15 protein-coding genes are annotated in these 15,717 nt (G+C 71.4%); 9 read left to right on the top strand and 6 right to left on the bottom strand.

Annotation, left to right across the window (positions count from 1 at the left end; genetic code table 11):
• Nucleotides 1-62: 62 nt before the first annotated feature.
• Nucleotides 63-1,886: a glycoside hydrolase family 18 chitinase gene (locus tag VXC91_RS11330; protein WP_329506989.1), complete on the bottom strand. Its 1,824-nt coding sequence runs from the start codon at nucleotides 1,884-1,886 to the stop codon at nucleotides 63-65.
• A 224-nt stretch (nucleotides 1,887-2,110) separates the two neighbouring features.
• On the opposite strand from VXC91_RS11330, the gene VXC91_RS11335 reads away from it, so the two are divergent.
• From VXC91_RS11335 to VXC91_RS11350, 4 genes are read left to right on the top strand one after another with little or no spacing between them, the layout of a single operon-like run.
• Nucleotides 2,111-2,803, top strand: coding sequence for a response regulator transcription factor (locus tag VXC91_RS11335; RefSeq protein WP_329506990.1), 693 nt, complete (start codon nucleotides 2,111-2,113; stop codon nucleotides 2,801-2,803).
• Nucleotides 2,804-2,852: 49 nt separating this feature from the next.
• The gene (locus VXC91_RS11340; protein ID WP_329506991.1) at nucleotides 2,853-4,316 is read left to right on the top strand and encodes a sensor histidine kinase; all 1,464 of its coding nucleotides are present in this window, start codon (nucleotides 2,853-2,855) and stop codon (nucleotides 4,314-4,316) included.
• A 49-nt stretch (nucleotides 4,317-4,365) separates the two neighbouring features.
• The gene (locus VXC91_RS11345; RefSeq protein WP_329506992.1) at nucleotides 4,366-4,767 is read left to right on the top strand and encodes a hypothetical protein; all 402 of its coding nucleotides are present in this window, start codon (nucleotides 4,366-4,368) and stop codon (nucleotides 4,765-4,767) included.
• A complete protein-coding gene (locus VXC91_RS11350) occupies nucleotides 4,767-4,994 on the top strand; it encodes a hypothetical protein (RefSeq protein WP_329506993.1) in 228 nt (75 codons plus the stop codon). Before VXC91_RS11345 ends, VXC91_RS11350 begins: the two co-directional genes overlap by 1 nt.
• A 17-nt stretch (nucleotides 4,995-5,011) precedes the next feature.
• Here VXC91_RS11350 and VXC91_RS11355 read toward each other — a convergent pair whose 3' ends face one another.
• The gene (locus tag VXC91_RS11355; protein WP_329506994.1) at nucleotides 5,012-5,584 is read right to left on the bottom strand and encodes a cob(I)yrinic acid a,c-diamide adenosyltransferase; all 573 of its coding nucleotides are present in this window, start codon (nucleotides 5,582-5,584) and stop codon (nucleotides 5,012-5,014) included.
• A 599-nt stretch (nucleotides 5,585-6,183) separates the two neighbouring features.
• Here VXC91_RS11355 and VXC91_RS11360 point away from each other — a divergent pair.
• From VXC91_RS11360 to VXC91_RS11370, 3 genes are all read left to right on the top strand, one after another.
• Nucleotides 6,184-7,032, top strand: coding sequence for a 3-hydroxyacyl-CoA dehydrogenase family protein (locus VXC91_RS11360; RefSeq protein ID WP_329506995.1), 849 nt, complete (start codon nucleotides 6,184-6,186; stop codon nucleotides 7,030-7,032).
• Between the two features lie 145 nt (nucleotides 7,033-7,177).
• On the top strand, nucleotides 7,178-7,501 hold the full coding sequence (locus VXC91_RS11365) for an STAS domain-containing protein (RefSeq protein WP_329506996.1): 324 nt from the start codon (nucleotides 7,178-7,180) through the stop codon (nucleotides 7,499-7,501).
• A 244-nt stretch (nucleotides 7,502-7,745) separates the two neighbouring features.
• Complete coding sequence (locus VXC91_RS11370; RefSeq protein WP_329506997.1) at nucleotides 7,746-10,247, top strand: ATP-binding protein; 2,502 nt, start codon at nucleotides 7,746-7,748, stop codon at nucleotides 10,245-10,247.
• 80 nt (nucleotides 10,248-10,327) lie between these two features.
• Here the strand turns inward: VXC91_RS11370 and nucS are convergent, their stop codons facing one another.
• On the bottom strand, nucleotides 10,328-10,999 hold the full coding sequence (gene nucS, locus VXC91_RS11375; protein WP_329506998.1) for an endonuclease NucS: 672 nt from the start codon (nucleotides 10,997-10,999) through the stop codon (nucleotides 10,328-10,330).
• Between the two features lie 416 nt (nucleotides 11,000-11,415).
• Between nucS and VXC91_RS11380 the strand changes: the two genes are divergently transcribed.
• The gene (locus VXC91_RS11380) at nucleotides 11,416-11,808 is read left to right on the top strand and encodes an SCO5389 family protein (protein WP_329506999.1); all 393 of its coding nucleotides are present in this window, start codon (nucleotides 11,416-11,418) and stop codon (nucleotides 11,806-11,808) included.
• A gap of 101 nt (nucleotides 11,809-11,909) precedes the next feature.
• Here the strand turns inward: VXC91_RS11380 and VXC91_RS11385 are convergent, their stop codons facing one another.
• Nucleotides 11,910-12,938, bottom strand: a complete 1,029-nt coding sequence (locus VXC91_RS11385; RefSeq protein WP_329507000.1) for an LLM class flavin-dependent oxidoreductase — start codon at nucleotides 12,936-12,938, stop codon at nucleotides 11,910-11,912.
• 216 nt (nucleotides 12,939-13,154) lie between these two features.
• Between VXC91_RS11385 and VXC91_RS11390 the strand changes: the two genes are divergently transcribed.
• Entirely contained in the window at nucleotides 13,155-13,487 is a 333-nt protein-coding gene (locus VXC91_RS11390) for an ATP/GTP-binding protein (RefSeq protein ID WP_329507001.1), read from the top strand.
• A gap of 6 nt (nucleotides 13,488-13,493) precedes the next feature.
• Here the strand turns inward: VXC91_RS11390 and VXC91_RS11395 are convergent, their stop codons facing one another.
• Together VXC91_RS11395 and VXC91_RS11400 are read right to left on the bottom strand one after the other, a co-directional pair.
• Entirely contained in the window at nucleotides 13,494-14,363 is an 870-nt protein-coding gene (locus tag VXC91_RS11395) for an ABC transporter permease subunit (protein ID WP_329507002.1), read from the bottom strand.
• Nucleotides 14,360-15,610: an ABC transporter ATP-binding protein gene (locus VXC91_RS11400; RefSeq protein ID WP_329507003.1), complete on the bottom strand. Its 1,251-nt coding sequence runs from the start codon at nucleotides 15,608-15,610 to the stop codon at nucleotides 14,360-14,362. Before VXC91_RS11400 ends, VXC91_RS11395 begins: the two co-directional genes overlap by 4 nt.
• Nucleotides 15,611-15,717 lie beyond the last annotated feature (107 nt).

Raw genomic sequence — 15,717 nt, forward strand, 5'->3', positions numbered from 1 at the left:
AGCCGCAGCCGTCTCCCCCGGACGAATCCGGGAGGGGCGACTGCGGCCCGGTGGAGGCCGCCTTACGACAGGCCGCTGTTGACGGCGCTCACCAGCTCGCCGTTGCTGGTGTCACCGCTGAACTCCCAGAAGAACGCGCCGCCCAGACCCTGGGTCTTGGCCCACGCCATCTTGGTGCCGATGGTGGCCGGGGTGTCGTACGACCACCAGTTGCTGCCGCAGTGGGCGTACGCCGTGCCCGCGATCGTGCCGGTGGCCGGGCAGGACGTCTTGAGCACCTTGTAGTCCTCGATGCCCTGCTCGTACGTGCCCGGCGCCGGGCCGGTGGCCGTGCCGCCCGGGGCGTCCTGGGTGACACCGGTCCAGCCGCGGCCGTAGAACCCGATGCCGATGAGCAGCTTGCTCGCGGGTACGCCCTTCGCCTTGTACTTCGCGATCGCGTCGGCCGTGGTGAAGCCCTGCGCCGGGATGCCGCTGTACGAGGTGAGCGGGGAGTGCGGGGCCGTCGGGCCCTGGCCCGCCCAGGCTCCGAAGAAGTCGTACGACATCACGTTGTACCAGTTGACGTACTGGGACGCACCCCCGTAGTCGGCGGCGTCGATCTTGCCGCCGGAGGAGCCGTCGGCCGTGGTCGCCGCGGTGACCAGATAGTTGGAGCCGAACTTGGCGCGCAGCGCGGACATCAGGTTCTTGAAGGCCGCCGCCCCGCTGGTGTCACAGCTCAGACCGCAGGCGTTCGGGTACTCCCAGTCGATGTCGATGCCGTCGAACACGTCGGCCCAGCGTGGGTCCTCCACCAGGTTGTAGCAGGACTGGGCGAAGGCCGCCGGGTTGGCCGCCGCCTGCGCGAAGCCACCGGACCAGGTCCAGCCGCCGAAGGACCACAGCACCTTGATGTTCGGGTACTTCGCCTTGAGCTGGCGCAGCTGGTTGAAGTTGCCGCGCAGCGGCTGGTCCCAGGTGTCGGCCACGCCGCTGACCGACTGGTCGGCGGTGAAGGCCTTGTCGTAGTCGGCGTAGGAGTCGCCGATCGCGCACTGGCCGTTGGTGACGTTGCCGAAGGCGTAGTTGATGTGCGTGATCTTCGCGGCGGAGCCGGACGTCACCAGGTTCTTGACGTTGTAGTTTCGGCCGTAGATGCCCCACTCGGTGAAGTAGCCGAGCCTGACCTTGTCGCCGGTGGGCGGGGGATTGGTGCCGCCGCCCGTGGTGTGCACCGCGACCGAGCCGCTGGCCGGGCCGGTCTGGTCGGCGGTGTCGCGGGCCTGGACGGTGTAGGAGTAGTCGGTGCCGGCGGTCAGACCGGTGTCCGTGTACGACGTCGTCGTCACGGTGGCGACCTTGGCGCCGCCACGCAGCACGTCGTAGTTCTTGATGCCCTTGTCGTCGGTCGCCGCGCTCCAGGACAGTTTCACCGAGGTGTCCGTGATGTCGGAGGCGGTCGGAGTGCCGGGTGCGGAGGGCGGGTTGTCGCCGGGGACGGTGCCGCCGTCACAACTCGCGCCGTTGAGGGAACAGTTGCTCGGTGCCCCGGAACCGGTTCCGTTGAAGCCGAAGGAGACGGAGGCGCCCGGGGCGAGGGTGCCGTTGTAGGACTTGTTCTTGGCGGTCCAGTGGGTGCCGGAGCTCGTCACGTCCGCGTCCCACGCCGAGGTGACGGACGTACCGGAGGGGAAGTCCCAGGTGATCGTCCAGGAACCGATGGTGGTGGTCCCGGTGTTCTTCACGGTCCACTTGCCCTCGAAGCCGGTGCCCCAGTCCAGGGTCTTGGCGTAGGTGGCGGTGGCCGAGGTGTCGGCATGTGCGGGACCGGCGAGTCCCACCAGGCCGGCGAGCGGGAGCAGCAGGGTGGCGAACCCCGCCGCGGCTCTGTGTCTGAAGCGCATTCCGCGCCTCCTTCGGTCGTTGTGCGCCAGGGGGTCAGGGGCATGACTGAGCCTTCACGCCCACTGTGCTGCGAGCGTAGAAAGGTCTGGACCATCGGTCAATAGGTCTGGACCAGCGGGCAGTTGGCGGTCCACAGCCCGAACTTCCGTGCCTGCGCCCGGCTGCCGCCCGTCCGGAACAGGGTCGTACCCTGACCCGACGGCAAGCGGATCCGGGAGGGCGGATGAAGGGCATGCGCCCCGGTGCGGTGCTCGTCGTGGACGACGACGCGGCCATCCGCCGCTCGCTGGAGCGTGGACTGCGCCTCGGCGGCTTCCGGGTACGCACCGCCGGCAGCGGCCCCGAGGCGCTGGCAGCGATCCGGGACACGCCGCCGGACGTGCTCGTCCTCGATGTGTCGATGCCCGGCATGAGCGGCATCGAGGTGTGCAGCCGGCTCCGCGACGACGGTCAGGACCTGCCCGTCCTGATGCTCTCCGCCCTCGACGAGACCGCCGACCGCATCGCCGGACTCCAGGCCGGCGGCGACGACTACCTCGTCAAGCCGTTCGCCCTGCAGGAGCTGGTGCTGCGGCTGCACGCCCTGCTGCGCCGCAGGCCGCCCGTGGACCGGGACACGCTTCGGGTGGCGGACCTGGTGATCGACCCGGCGGCGCGCACCGCGCACCGGGGCGGCCGGGCCCTGGAGCTGACCCGGCGGGAGTTCGAACTCCTCGAGGTGCTCGTCCGCAACGCGGGCCTCGTCCTCACCCGCGACCAGCTCCTCGACCGGGTGTGGGGATACGACTTCGACGTGCGAACCGACGCGGTCGACACCTTCGTCAGCTATCTGCGGCGCAAGCTCGAGGCGCACGGCGGCAAGCGGCTCGTGCACACCGTGCGCGGAGTGGGTTTCGTCCTGCGGGACGAGCCGTGACGGGGCCGGCCGCCAGGGGTACGGAGTCCCGGCCGACCGTGGAGTCGCCATGAGACTGTCCACCCGTATCGGACTCGCCGTGGGACTCACCGTCCCGCTGCTCGTGCTCGCCTCCGGCTGGCTGCTGCTCCGCCTGGTCGCTCAGGACCTGCACCGGGAGCAGGACCGCCATCTGCGCGAGCGGGCCGTGTCCGTGCTCCCGGACGCCCGCGCCCTGCTGCGTGCCACGGCCGCCGGCCGGCCCCAGGCGGCCGACACCAGGGAACGGCGGCTCTACAACGCGGCGCTCGACGTCGGCATACGCGTCGTCGGGCCCACCGCGACCTTCAGCGGTGGACCGCAGCCCGGTGCCTCGGTCGCGCTGCCGACGCAGGCCACCGCACCGGTCACGGTGCGCCAGGACGGGCACAGCTGGCGGGCGCTGTCCGTGCCGGTCGAGATCGCGCGTGCTCGGGGCACCCTCTGGGTGTTCCAGGCCGACACCGCCGACCGGACCCAGGTCCGGCTCGTACGCCGCCGCGTGGTCTTGACGGCTCTGCTCGCCGCCCCCCTGTCCGGCCTGCTCGCCTGGGGCGTCGCCACGGGCGCCACCGGCCCGCTGCGCCGCCTGGGCCGCCGTACCGCGGGCCTCGACCCGTGCAGGAGCACCACCCGGCTGCACCACGAGCACACCGGCGTGAGAGAGGTCGACGAGCTCGCGGCCACCCTCCGGACGGTCCTGGCCCGCTACGACGAACAGGCCGCCCGTACCGGCGAGGCCCTGGAGACGGCGCGTTCCTTCTCCGCCGCCGCCTCGCACGAACTGCGGACGCCGCTGATGAGCATGGGCACCAACCTCGACATCCTCGCGGACCACCCCGGCCTGCCCGAGCCGGACCGTACGGAGGTCCTCACCGATCTGCGCCGTGAGCACGCCCGCCTCCTCGGCCTGCTGGTGATGCTGCGCGATCTGGGGCGTGGCGACCTCGTGGAGGCGGAGGCGTTCCGCACGGTGGACGTGGCGGAGAGCGCGGACGCGGCGGTCGCCGAGGCCGGGCGGCGAGATCCGGGCGCCCGGATCACCCTGCATGCCGAACCCGGGCTGACCGTGCACGGCTGGGAGCCCGGACTGCGCCTGCTGCTGGACAACCTGCTCGCCAACGCTCTGGCGCACGGCCGGGACGCGCAGGGCCGGGCATGGGTGGCGGTAGGCGTGCGGGGCGCCGGCACCGAGGTCGTGATCGCGGTGGACGACCGTGGTCCGGGCGTGCCGCCCGAGGCGCGCGACCGGATCTTCGGACGGTTCCTGCGGGGGCCTGAGAGCGCCGGCTCGGGTCTCGGCCTGACCCTGGTCGCCCAGCAGGCGGCGCTGCACCGGGGGAGCGTCATGGTGGCGGACGCACCGGACGGCGTCGGTGCGCGCTTCGAGGTACGGCTGCCCCGGGCCGGCGGGGAGCTGCCCGGCCGACGGGACTGGCTGATCGGAACAGCCGAGGCAAACCGGTCACAGAGTTCCCACAAAGTCGGTTTCTAGCCTCCGGCGGCAGAGGACGGACGACGGGCCGTCCGGAACGGAGGCGGAGATGAACGCACGACGAGGACGGCGCACCCTGCTCGCGGGGCTGGCGACGGCGGCCCTGCTGGCGACCGGGACCGGAGCGGCCGCGGCCGACGGCTCACCCGCGCCCGCGCCCACGGGTGACGGGGCGCACGCGCTGTGCAAGCGGGTGCCGAAGATCGACCGGCGGATCGAACGGGCGCTGAAGCGGCTCGACGGGGGAGCGGGCGTGCGCGGATCCGTCGCGCGGCTGCAGCGGCGCGTGGACAACGCGAAGAAGGCGGGTCACGACGAGATCGCCACGTTCCTCGAGGACCGGCTCGCCTTCCGCAAGTCCCTGGTGCCGACACTTCAGCAGCGCCGGAAGGACCTGGAGGGCGTCAAGACGTGGTGCGCCGCCCACGACAACGGCAAGGCGGCGAGCTGATGCGGGGTCCGCGAGCGCTGCGCTGGGCGGTGCCCGTGGTGGTTCTCCTGGTGGGGTTCACCGCGGGCTGCGCAGGGGACCACGGCGCGCCGGCCACGCCCTCCTCGTCCGTGGCCCCCTCGGCGGAACCCTCGGACGTCGCCGAGGTGCAGAAGGCGGTGTCCGCCGCCGAGTCCGCACTCGCGCAGGCGGACCGGGACGCCGCGCAGGACGCCGGCGACCGCTGACCGGCCGGGAGCGCGGCTCAGCGCTCCCCGCCGGGCACCCACAGCACGTCGCCCGTCTCCTTGTTCGCGTACCGGGCGAGGATGAACAGCAGATCGGACAGCCGGTTGAGGTAGGTCGCGGTCAGCGGATTCATCACCTCGCCGTGGACGTCCAGCGCGGCCCAGGTAGAGCGCTCGGCGCGCCGCACGACCGTGCACGCCTGGTGCAGCAGGGCGGCGCCGGGCGTGCCGCCGGGCAGGATGAACGAGCGCAGCTTCTCCAGCTGCTCGAGGAAGCGGTCGCAGTCGTCCTCCAGCCGGTCGACGTAGAACTGCTCGACCCGCAGCGGCGGGAACTCGGGGTTCTCGACCACCGGCGTCGACAGGTCCGCGCCCACGTCGAACAGATCGTTCTGCACGCGGGTGAGGACCTTGACGACTCCTTCGTCGAGTCCCCCCAGCGCGATCGCGGTGCCGATCACCGCGTTCGCCTCGTTGGCGTCCGCGTACGCGGCGATTCGCAGGTCGGTCTTCGGCACCCGGCTCATGTCACCGAGGTGCGTCGTCCCGCTGTCGCCGGTCCGCGTGTAGATGCGCGTCAGATTGACCATGTGACCAGCGTAGTTACGCCCGGGCAGTCCGGAACACCCGTGTGCCCACCGTCACGGCGGGCACACGGGGGCCGGGGGCGACCGGGGCCCGTACGGCAAGCGGGCCGTCGCGCGGGGGCCACGGCGTGCGGGGCCCGGGCGGTGTCCACCGGAGGGCAGAGCGCCGCCGTCCCACGACGACGGGGGTCGTCGACCGGCCCTCCCGACGGGTGCGCGGGAGCGGCGCAGGCGAGTCCTCGCCGACCTCGACGAGGCGCCGCGCAAGGAGACCGGCGCCACACCCGGCGATGCGCCGCCCATGCTGATCGCCCGTCAGATCGCCTGGGTGGACCCGACGATGACAGCCCTCTCGACGGGGGGATGACGAACAGGTGCAATCCGGGCGAAGTGCCGCGTGAGGTGCTCGTGCTTCTCGACGACATGGAGGGGCCGTTGAGTGAGAAGGTGTCCAACTGCGCCGTCCGGGCCCCGGAATGACCCGTGGCGGTGTGAAGTCCGTCATGTGAGACGTGACGCGCATTACTAACCGGTCACACGGCCCCTCACGAGCGCTAGGGTCCGGCCGAGAGGCATACGTAACGCGTCAGGGGAGTCGCACAGTGGCACGGAAGCTTGCCGTCATCGGAGCCGGACTCATGGGTGCCGGTATTGCCCAGGTATCGGCTCAGGCCGGCTGGGACGTCGTCCTGCGTGACGTCACCCAGGAGGCGCTGACGCGTGGCACGGACGCCATCAAGGCCTCGTACGACAAGTTCGTGAGCAAGGGCAAGCTGGAGGCGCACGACGCCGACGCGGCGCTCGCGCGTATCACCCCGACCACCGACCTCGACGCGGCGGCCGACGCGGACGTCGTCGTCGAGGCGGTCTTCGAGAAGCTCGAGGTCAAGCACGAGATCTTCCGGACGCTGGACAAGCTGGTCCGTGGGGACACCGTGCTCGCGTCCAATACCTCGGCCATCCCGATCACCAAGATCGCGGCGGCCACCGAGCACCCGGAGCGGGTCGTCGGTGTGCACTTCTTCTCGCCGGTGCCGATGATGCAGCTCGTCGAGCTCGTCCGGGGCTACAAGACGAGCGACGCGACCCTCGCCACCGCGCGTGAGTTCGCCGAGTCCGTGGGCAAGACCTGCATCGTCGTCAACCGCGACGTGGCCGGGTTCGTGACGACGCGTCTCATCTCGGCGCTCGTCGTCGAGGCGACCAAGCTGTACGAGTCGGGCGTGGCCAGCGCCGAGGACATCGACCTGGCCTGCAAGCTGGGCTTCGGCCACGCCATGGGTCCGCTGGCCACGGCCGACCTCACGGGCGTCGACATCCTGCTGCACGCCACCAGCAACATCTACACCGAGTCCCAGGACGAGAAGTTCGCTCCGCCGGAGCTGATGCGCCGGATGGTTGACGCCGGTGACTTCGGCCGCAAGAGCGGGCAGGGCTTCTACACGTACTGAATCCGCACGCACCGTGGGCGAATCACCCCATGGGGTGAATTCGGTATCGGTTCGCTTACAGACGGCAACCAGATCGTCCTTCGGGCAGTCAGAAGTTGCACAACCACCATGCGGAGTACAAGCGACGCACTTTCGGGGAGCGCATATGCACATCAGGGGCGACCACGCCGGGGTGGTCGTCGGGGGCCGCCTCGACGTCCACAGCGCGGCGGACGCCCGTACGGTCCTGCATGCGGCCGTCGACGACGGAGGCGGCGACCTGATCCTCGACCTGTCCGAACTGGACTCCTGGGACGCCACCGGACTCGGGGTGATCATGGGAGTCCATCGGAGGGCCGGTCGGTGCGGTCGGCGGCTGGTGCTGCGCGGTGTGCCACCGCAGATGCAGCGTCTGCTGGTGGCCACCCGGCTGCACCGGATCCTGGCCATCGAGGGCGGCATCGGGGTGGAGTCCCTCCCCCGGGTGTGAGCAGAGTGCGGTGCGTCACGGGAGTGAACGCCGACGAATGGCACGTCGCACGCAATCCTCACGAGACTGTGACGTCTCGGACGGCACGGTACCCCGGCTTGTCAGAGATACTGTGCGAAGGTTTAGGGTTCGGCTGCCCGCCGCCCGACACCCTTGAGCGGGCACCGGACCAGAAGCGACAGCGCAGTGTGCAGCGAGGCCGGGAGGGGCTCAGGCACGCGACGCTTTTGGGGGGCTTGGACCAATGGACCCGAACACCACGGGACCCGAGGAGTACGGCCACGACGGCGCCCGAGACACGCCGCGTCAGCGCCCGCCGCGGGACCCCATGACGCCGGACTTCGGACAGCCGGTACCCGCACTCGCCCGGACCGTCGAGCTCGTGTCCGGCGACTTCCTGCTCACCGTCAACCCTGTCGACGGCAGTGAGATAGAGGTCCGCCCGCCCGCGGACACCTCCGGGCACGCGCGACCGGTGAAGTACGCCGTGGCGGAGCGGGTCGCGCGCGCCGCCGCCACCCGGCCGCCCGTGCCGCCGGGGCCCGTCCAGCGGCAGCCGGCGCTGCTGGAGCGCCAAGACGAACGCGAGCGACTGGTGAGGCTCCTTGCCCGTGGCCGCTCGGTCCGTCTCACCGGACCCGCCGGCTCCGGCCGCAGCGCGCTTCTGGACGTCGTCGCCGACGACTGCTCGGACCTTGCGCCCGACGGCGTCGTCCGCCTCTCCGGCAGCCGCCGCACCGCAAGCGACGTCCTGTACGACCTCTTTGCCGCCGTCCACCGTGCGCCCCTGTACCGTCCGGGGCAGGACGAGCTGCTGCAGTACGTGCACGAGATCGGCGCCGTGGTGGTCCTCGACGACCTGGAGTTCGGCGGCAGCGCGCTGGACGAGCTTCTCGACGCCACACCCGAGTGCGCGTTCCTGCTCTCCGCCACGCCCGACGTGCCCACGCCCTCGGCCGACTCGCACGTGGAGGAGGTCTTCCTCGGCGGACTCGACCGTGCGGGCGGGGTCGAGCTGCTCGAGCAGGCCGTGGGCCGCGACCTCAGCGAGGAGGAGGCGAACTGGGCGGGCGACCTGTGGTTCGAGTCCGAGGGGCTGCCGCTGCGCTTCATGCAGGCCGGCGCGCTGCTGCGGCAGCGTGACCGGCAGCGGGCCGACGAGAGCGCCGTGGACGAGCTCGGCGTCTTCGAGGACGTCCCGGTGGACGCGCCCTTTGACGCCGGGGGTGGCCGCGACGTCCCGCTGCCGTCGCTCGCAGAGGCCGCCGCGGCAGCTCCGCTGCTCGCCTCCCGGCTGAGCGTGCCGGCGCGCGAGACGCTGAAGTTCGCGGTCGCGCTCGGTGGTGAGGTGCCCCACCAGACGCATCTGCCGGCGCTCGTCGACGACACCTACGCGGACGCGGCGCTCGCCGAGCTCGTCGCCTGTGCGCTGGTCTCGCCGGTCGGCTCCCGCTACCGGCTCGCGGCCGGGGTGCTCACCCAGCTGGAGGCGGCCGGGTACGCGACCGGCGCGCGGGAGTACGCGCTCAGGGCCGCCCAGCACTACACCTGGTGGGCCGGGCACCCCTCCGTCACACCGGAGAGGGTCGCGGCGGAGGCCGACGCCGTGCTGGCCGCGCTGACCGCCGTGATGCCGGACACCACACCGTCGGACGACGACGAGGAGAACCCCGCCGTACGGCTGGCCCGCCAGGCGGCGCCCGCGTTCGCCGCGGGGCTGCAGTGGGGCGCCTGGGAGCGGGCGCTGCGGGCCGGGGCCGAGGCGGCCCGGCTCGTCGGAGAGGTCGGCGAACAGGCCTACTTCCACCACGAGTTGGGCATCCTCGCGCTCTGCGGCGGTCAGCTCGACCGGGCTCGTGCGGAGCTCGAGGCCTCCATCGGGCTGCGCGGCGCCCTCGCCGACAAGCGGGGCACGGTCGCCGGACGGCGCGCCCTCGCGCTGGTCGCCGACCGTTCCGGGGCGACGCCGCCCGGCGGGCGTACCGCCGCGGGCGAGGAGGTGCCGGACGCACGGCACGAGGAGTCCGCTTCGCCGCCCGGCGGTGTACCGGCCGGCTTCGGTGCGCCCGTCCCGATCGGAGACACGGCCACCCTGGTCACGCACCGGGCCGCGGCCCAGCCCGACGGCGGGAGCGGGGCCGGAACCGGGACCGGTGGCGTGCAAGGCGTGGTGAAGGGCACCCGGCGCAACCTGGTGGCCGCGGGCGCGGGAGCGGCGCTGGCGGCCCTGCTCGGCACGGTCGTGACGCTCGGCATGACGTCGAACAACGACCCCAGCACCCCGCCCGAGAACGTCCGCGTGGGCCCCTCGGCGAGCCAGGGCGCCGACGACGACAGCATCGGCGCGGACAAAGCGGGTGGGGACGACAGCGGGGACGTCTCCAGCACCACGAAGCCGCCGACGCCGACGGGCCCCGGCCGGGACGGGACGTACGGCACGTCGGACGACCCGACGCCGAGCAGCACGAGCCGGTCGCCGCTCGACGGGCCTACGAGGACGAAGGGTCCGAAGCCGACGAAGTCGCCGTCCAAGTCGCCCACGTCGAAGCCGTCGACATCGGTGACCGGGTCGCCCTCGCCAAGTAGCTCGGCGCCCACGCCGACGGAGCCGACGACTCCGAGCACCACCGGCTCGGCCGGCAGCCCGGCGTTGTCCAGCGCCCCGGCCGCGTCGAGCAGTTCGGCAGGCGCACCGTCGGGCGGCACCGACCCGCGTACGCCGTCGGGCACGGGCCCGGTGATCTGAGGGCCCCACCGGTTCGTGGCGGCACAAAGGACCGGATCCGTTCTCCGGACCCGGCCCTGGTCGTCGTGGTGCCCCGCCCCTCAGAACAGCCGCAGCTTGTCGTCCTCGACGCCCCGCAGCGCGTCGTAGTCCAGGATCGTGCAGCCGATGCCGCGGTCCGTGGCGAGCACACGGGCCTGCGGCTTGATCTCCTGGGCCGCGAAGATGCCGCGGACCGGGGCGAGATGCGGATCCCGGTTCAGCAGTTCCAGATAGCGGGTGAGCTGCTCCACGCCGTCGATCTCGCCGCGTCGCTTGATCTCCACGGCCACGGTCCCGCCCGCGGCGTCCCGGCACAGGATGTCCACCGGGCCGATCGCCGTCATGTACTCACGCCGGATGAGCGTGTAGCCCTCGCCGAGCGTCTCGATGCGGTCGGCGAGCAGCTCCTGCAGGTGTGCTTCCACGCCGTCCTTGATCAGGCCCGGGTCCACGCCCAGTTCGTGCGAGGAGTCGTGGAGGACCTCCTCCATCGTGATGATCAGTTTCTCGCCCGCCTTGTTGATGACGGTCCAGACGCCCGCCTCGTCCCCCTCGCCTTCCTTCAGGGTGCAGGGCGGCGACATCCAGTTGAGGGGTTTGTAGGCCCGATCGTCCGCGTGGATGGAGACGCTGCCGTCCGCCTTCACGAGGATCAGACGGGGTGCGGACGGAAGGTGGGCGGTGAGGCGGCCCGCGTAGTCGACGGAACACCGGGCAATGACGAGACGCATGGTCGGCAACGCTACTCGACGCCGCGTCCCCGACGCGATTCGACCTCGTGAGCCGCCCGCCCCATCCACGCCGCCCACCCGTTTCCCGTGATCTCTCGGCCGTTTCCCGTGCGTTGTGGCCGACCGTCCCGTCCGTGCCCCTTCGGCCGCCTTCCCGCCCCCTCGCACTGGCTTCGGGGTCTCCTCGGCGCGACCTCAGGAGCCCCACGCTTTCTTCCGGGATGCCCCTGTTCGTCAATGGCTGGTTGTGTGCCTAGTGGGAGTTCGCTGTGTGCGCATTCTCCTGGTGCCGTCACGGTCCGTTGCTTACCGTAGTGCACGGGAGGTCGCGCGGTGTGTACTCAGCGTGTTCGGCACCACGGGCCCCCATCCCTGTCCGTCAACCCCTGTTGTCTGGGGGTGCGAGAGGAGAACCCATGTCGCTCGACGTCTCACCGGCCCTACTTGAACAGGCCGAGCGAGGCGAGGTCGACGAAGCCGATTTCGTCGACTGCGTCCGGACCTCCCTGCCCTACGCGTGGGAGATGATCAGCTCCCTGGTGGCCCAGCTGAAGGTGGACGGCGGCAAGTTCGCCGACAACCAGACGCCCCCGCCGGACGAGCAGGCACGTGGACAGCTGCTGCGTGCGCTCGCGAGTGACGCGATACGCGGCGCCCTGCAGCGGCACTTCGGAGTGCGCCTGGCCTTCCAGAACTGCCACCGGGTGGCGGTGTTCCCGCTGGACTCCTCGGTGGACGACACACTGGCGCGCTTCACCTCGGTCCGCAGTCAGCTGCTCAACCAGTCGCCCGAACTGCGCGACTGCTGACGCACGCGAGGCCCCCTGCTTGCCGCTCCGTACACGGGAGGTGCATCTGTACCGGAGCGGCAAGCTCCCGCCAGGCCGGGTGACGGGCCCGGCCCGGCGGTTCACCGGAGCCTGGGGAGCACCTCGGCACCCAGCCTCCGTACGTTCTCCTCCGTGGCCACGAGGTCGCCCGAGCCCTCCACGAGCAGGGCGAAGCGTGCGATGCCGGTTCGTTCCGCGGTCGCCGTGAGCCGGTCGACGCACAACCGTGGGGTACCCACCGGATGCAGCGCGCACAGCAGCTCGGTGTAGGCCAGTGGATCCCGCATCGAGCGGGCGCGGCCGTCCACCGTGACATGGGCGTCGAGCCCCTGTTTCAGCCAGCCTGGCATCGCCTTCATCAGTGCCTCCACCGCGTCCGTGCGCCGGTCGGCGATCTGGCAGACGCCGGCCGAGACATGGCCGGCACCCGCGATCACCTCGCCGTCGACCCCGGCCGCGCGCGCGAACTGCCGCCACACCGCGACCATTTCCGCCTTCTCCTCGTCCCCGATGTGCATGCCGAGCAACATCGGCAGTCCCCGCTCGGCGGCCAGCCGTACGCTCGACGGCGAGGTGCAGGCGACGACGACCTCGGGCCCTGCGGCGTCGGTGAGCGACTCCGACGGACGGGGGACCACGGGGACCTCACGGAAGCTGAATCGTTCGCCCGCGGCCGCGACGGACGCTTCGCGCAGCCAGCGCACCAGCAGATCGAGTGATTCGGGGAACCCCGTCTCGTAGGCCCCGAGGCCCGAGCCGAAGACCTCCAGGTCCACCCAGGGCCCGCCCCGCCCGACCCCGAGGGAGAGCCGCCCGCCCGAGATCACGTGCAGCAGCGCGGCCTGCTCGCCGAGCGCCACCGGGTGGGCGGTGGGCAGTACACTCACCGCCGTGCCGACCCTGATCCGGTGGGTGCGGCCCAACAGGAGGGCCGCCAGGGTGATCGCCGACGGACAGGTCCCGTACGGCACGAAGTGGTGCTCGGCCAGCCACACCGTGTCCAGACCCGCTTCCTCGGCGGCCTCGGCCGACCGCACCGCGCGGTGCAGCGCCTCCCCCTGGCCCTGTCCCGGAAACTGGGCTGCCAGTACAAAACTTCCTACGCGCATCGCACTTCCTGCTTTCCTGGCTCCGACGCGGAGCTCCCCCACGCGGCATAACTGCATGACAAGTGCCCAAGTCACGGCTGGACGGAGAGATTTGCGGATTGTCTGCAGAATGAGTCGAGGGAGGGTTCCGTCGACGATGGTGACGAACGCGTACCCCTGCTCGCGCCGCGTAGGCTGGACAGTGCCCAAGCCCCCGTACAGCCCGTGAGGTGTTCCGTGTCGCCGCGTCGCAACCGACCGAAGGGGTCCGGCTCGTCCGGCCGGAGCGCGGACGACGACGACAGGTCCCGTTACGGCGGCTGGCAGTCCACCGAGAGCTGGCAGGGCGAGGACTGGAGCGTGCGCCATGTGGCGGGCGCCGGCGCCGAGGGCAAGACCTACCGCTGCCCGGGCTGCGACCAGATGATCCCCTCCGGCGTCCCGCACGTGGTGGCCTGGCCGGAGCACGCGGGGGTGGACGACCGCCGGCACTGGCACAAGGCCTGCTGGAACGCCAAGGACCGCCGCACCACGCGGGTGCAGCGGTCCCGTAAGGCACCGAGGTACTGAACCGGACTACACGTCCCGCTTCTCCAGCAGCAGGTAGGCACCGGCGAAGGCGACCGCCGTCACGCCCAGGATGATCCACAGCGGTTCCCAGCCGGAGGGGCCCGAGGCGGTCAGCGAGTTGGAGTAGAAGACGCTGAGCTGGTTCGGAATCGAGTACTCCAGCAGGCCGTTGCGCACCTTGGCGAGGGACTCCGCGAACATGAAGAGGGCGATGACCAGCGGGGCGAGCAGCAGCCCGATCATGATCGTGATGGCGCCCGCCGAATGCCGGACGATCGACCCGACGACGAGCGAGAGCAGCCCGAGCAGCGCGATGTAGAGGGAGACGCCGATCGTTCCCTTCAACCACTCGCCACCGGAGGGGTCCTTGGCCCCGTGACCCTCCAGCATGGCCGTCTGGGCGAAGGCGACGAAGGCGGCGGCGACCAGTGTGACCACGAAGGCGACGAGGAAGAACACGATCGTCTTCGCCGCCAGCACCCGCCCGCGACTGGGGCACGCGGTCATGGTGGTGCGGATCATGCCGGTGCCGTACTCCGACGCGGTGGTCAGCACGCCGAGCGTGATCACGCACATGCTGCCGAGGAGCAGCCCGAAGAAACCGAGACCGAGCGGATTCTCGCCTCCGAGGTCCGACGTGGAGTTCGCGACCAGCGCGCCGGCGCCCAGGCCGATGCCGATCACCAACAGGACGAACACCCCGAGCGTCCACATCGTGGAGCGGACAGATCTGATCTTCGTCCACTCCGAGGCGAGGGCGTGCCCGAGGTGGGTCCGTACCACCGGGATCGGTGAGGTGTAGCTGGGGATCGCGGAACCGGGCGTGGCCTGCCAGGTGGGCACGGCCTGTGGCATCGGGGGCTGGGGCGTGCTCATCGGGCGTCCTCGGACTTGGTCGGGGTGGGGGTGCCTCCCTGCTCGAGCGAAGTCGAGAGCTGGGGGGAGGCGGGTGCAGGGGAGGCGGGCGGCTGCTGGGGCGCCGGCTGGGCGTACGGGTTCGGCGCGCCCGCTCCCGGAGCGGCGGGCGCCACAGGAGCGCCGTACGGGCCGGCGGGCACCTGCCCGGGGTGTCCCGGCATCACGAAGGGCTGTCCGCCCTGCTGGGGCGGCGGCGGGGCATACCAGCCCGGCTGGCCCTGCCCCGGCACCGGCATCGGCGGCTGGACGCCCGGCGGCAGCGGCTGCATCAGCCCCGCCCGCTGGTCGATGGTGGAACGGTAGTCGACCGCGCCCTGCGTCATCCGCATGTACGCCTCCTCCAGCGAGGCCTGGTGCGGCGACAGCTCCCACAGCCGTACGTCGGCCTGGTGCGCGATGTCGCTGATCAGGGGCAGCGGCAGCCCGGTGATGCGCAGGGCGCCGTCCTGTTCGGGCAGCACGTGGCCGCCCGCCTCGGTGAGCGCGGAGGAGAGCTTCTCCCGCTGCTGGGGCTCGGTGTCGGGTGTGCGGACGCGTGCGAAGCCCGCGGAGTTGGCGGAGATGAAGTCCCTGACGCTCATGTCGGCGAGCAGCTGCCCTCGCCCGATCACGATCAAGTGGTCGGCGGTGAGCGCCATTTCGCTCATGAGGTGGGAGGAGACGAAGACCGTGCGGCCCTCCGCCGCGAGCGACTTCATCAGGTTGCGCACCCAGAGGATGCCCTCGGGGTCGAGGCCGTTGACCGGCTCGTCGAAGAGGAGCACCTGGGGATCCCCGAGGAGCGCGGCGGCGATGCCGAGCCGCTGGCCCATGCCGAGCGAGAAGCCCTTGGAGCGCCTCCTGGCCACGTCCTGGAGGCCGACGACGCCGAGCACCTCGTCGACGCGACGGGCCGGGATACCGGACAGCTGGGCCAGGCACAGCAGGTGATTGCGAGCGGCCCGGCCGCCGTGCACGGCCTTGGCGTCGAGCAGGGCACCGACGTGCCGGGGGGCGTTGGGCAGCTTGCGGTACGGGTAGCCGCCGATCGTCACCTGCCCCGAGGTGGGGTTGTCCAGGCCGAGGATCATCCGCATGGTCGTGGACTTGCCCGAGCCGTTGGGCCCGAGGAAGCCGGTGACGGCACCGGGTCGCACCTGGAAGGAAAGGTTGTACACGGCTGTCTTGTCGCCATAGCGCTTCGTCAGGCCGACTGCCTCGATCATGCTCCGCACCCATCGAAAGGTTCAGGACGTCGGGGCCAACACTGCCCCCGTAAGGCTTAGGAGGATATCCGGGCACTGACGGTTCCGCTCAAGAGAATGCAAAAGCC

Source organism: Streptomyces chiangmaiensis, from assembly GCF_036281785.1.
In the GTDB taxonomy this organism is placed as follows: Bacteria; Actinomycetota; Actinomycetes; order Streptomycetales; family Streptomycetaceae; genus Streptomyces; species Streptomyces chiangmaiensis.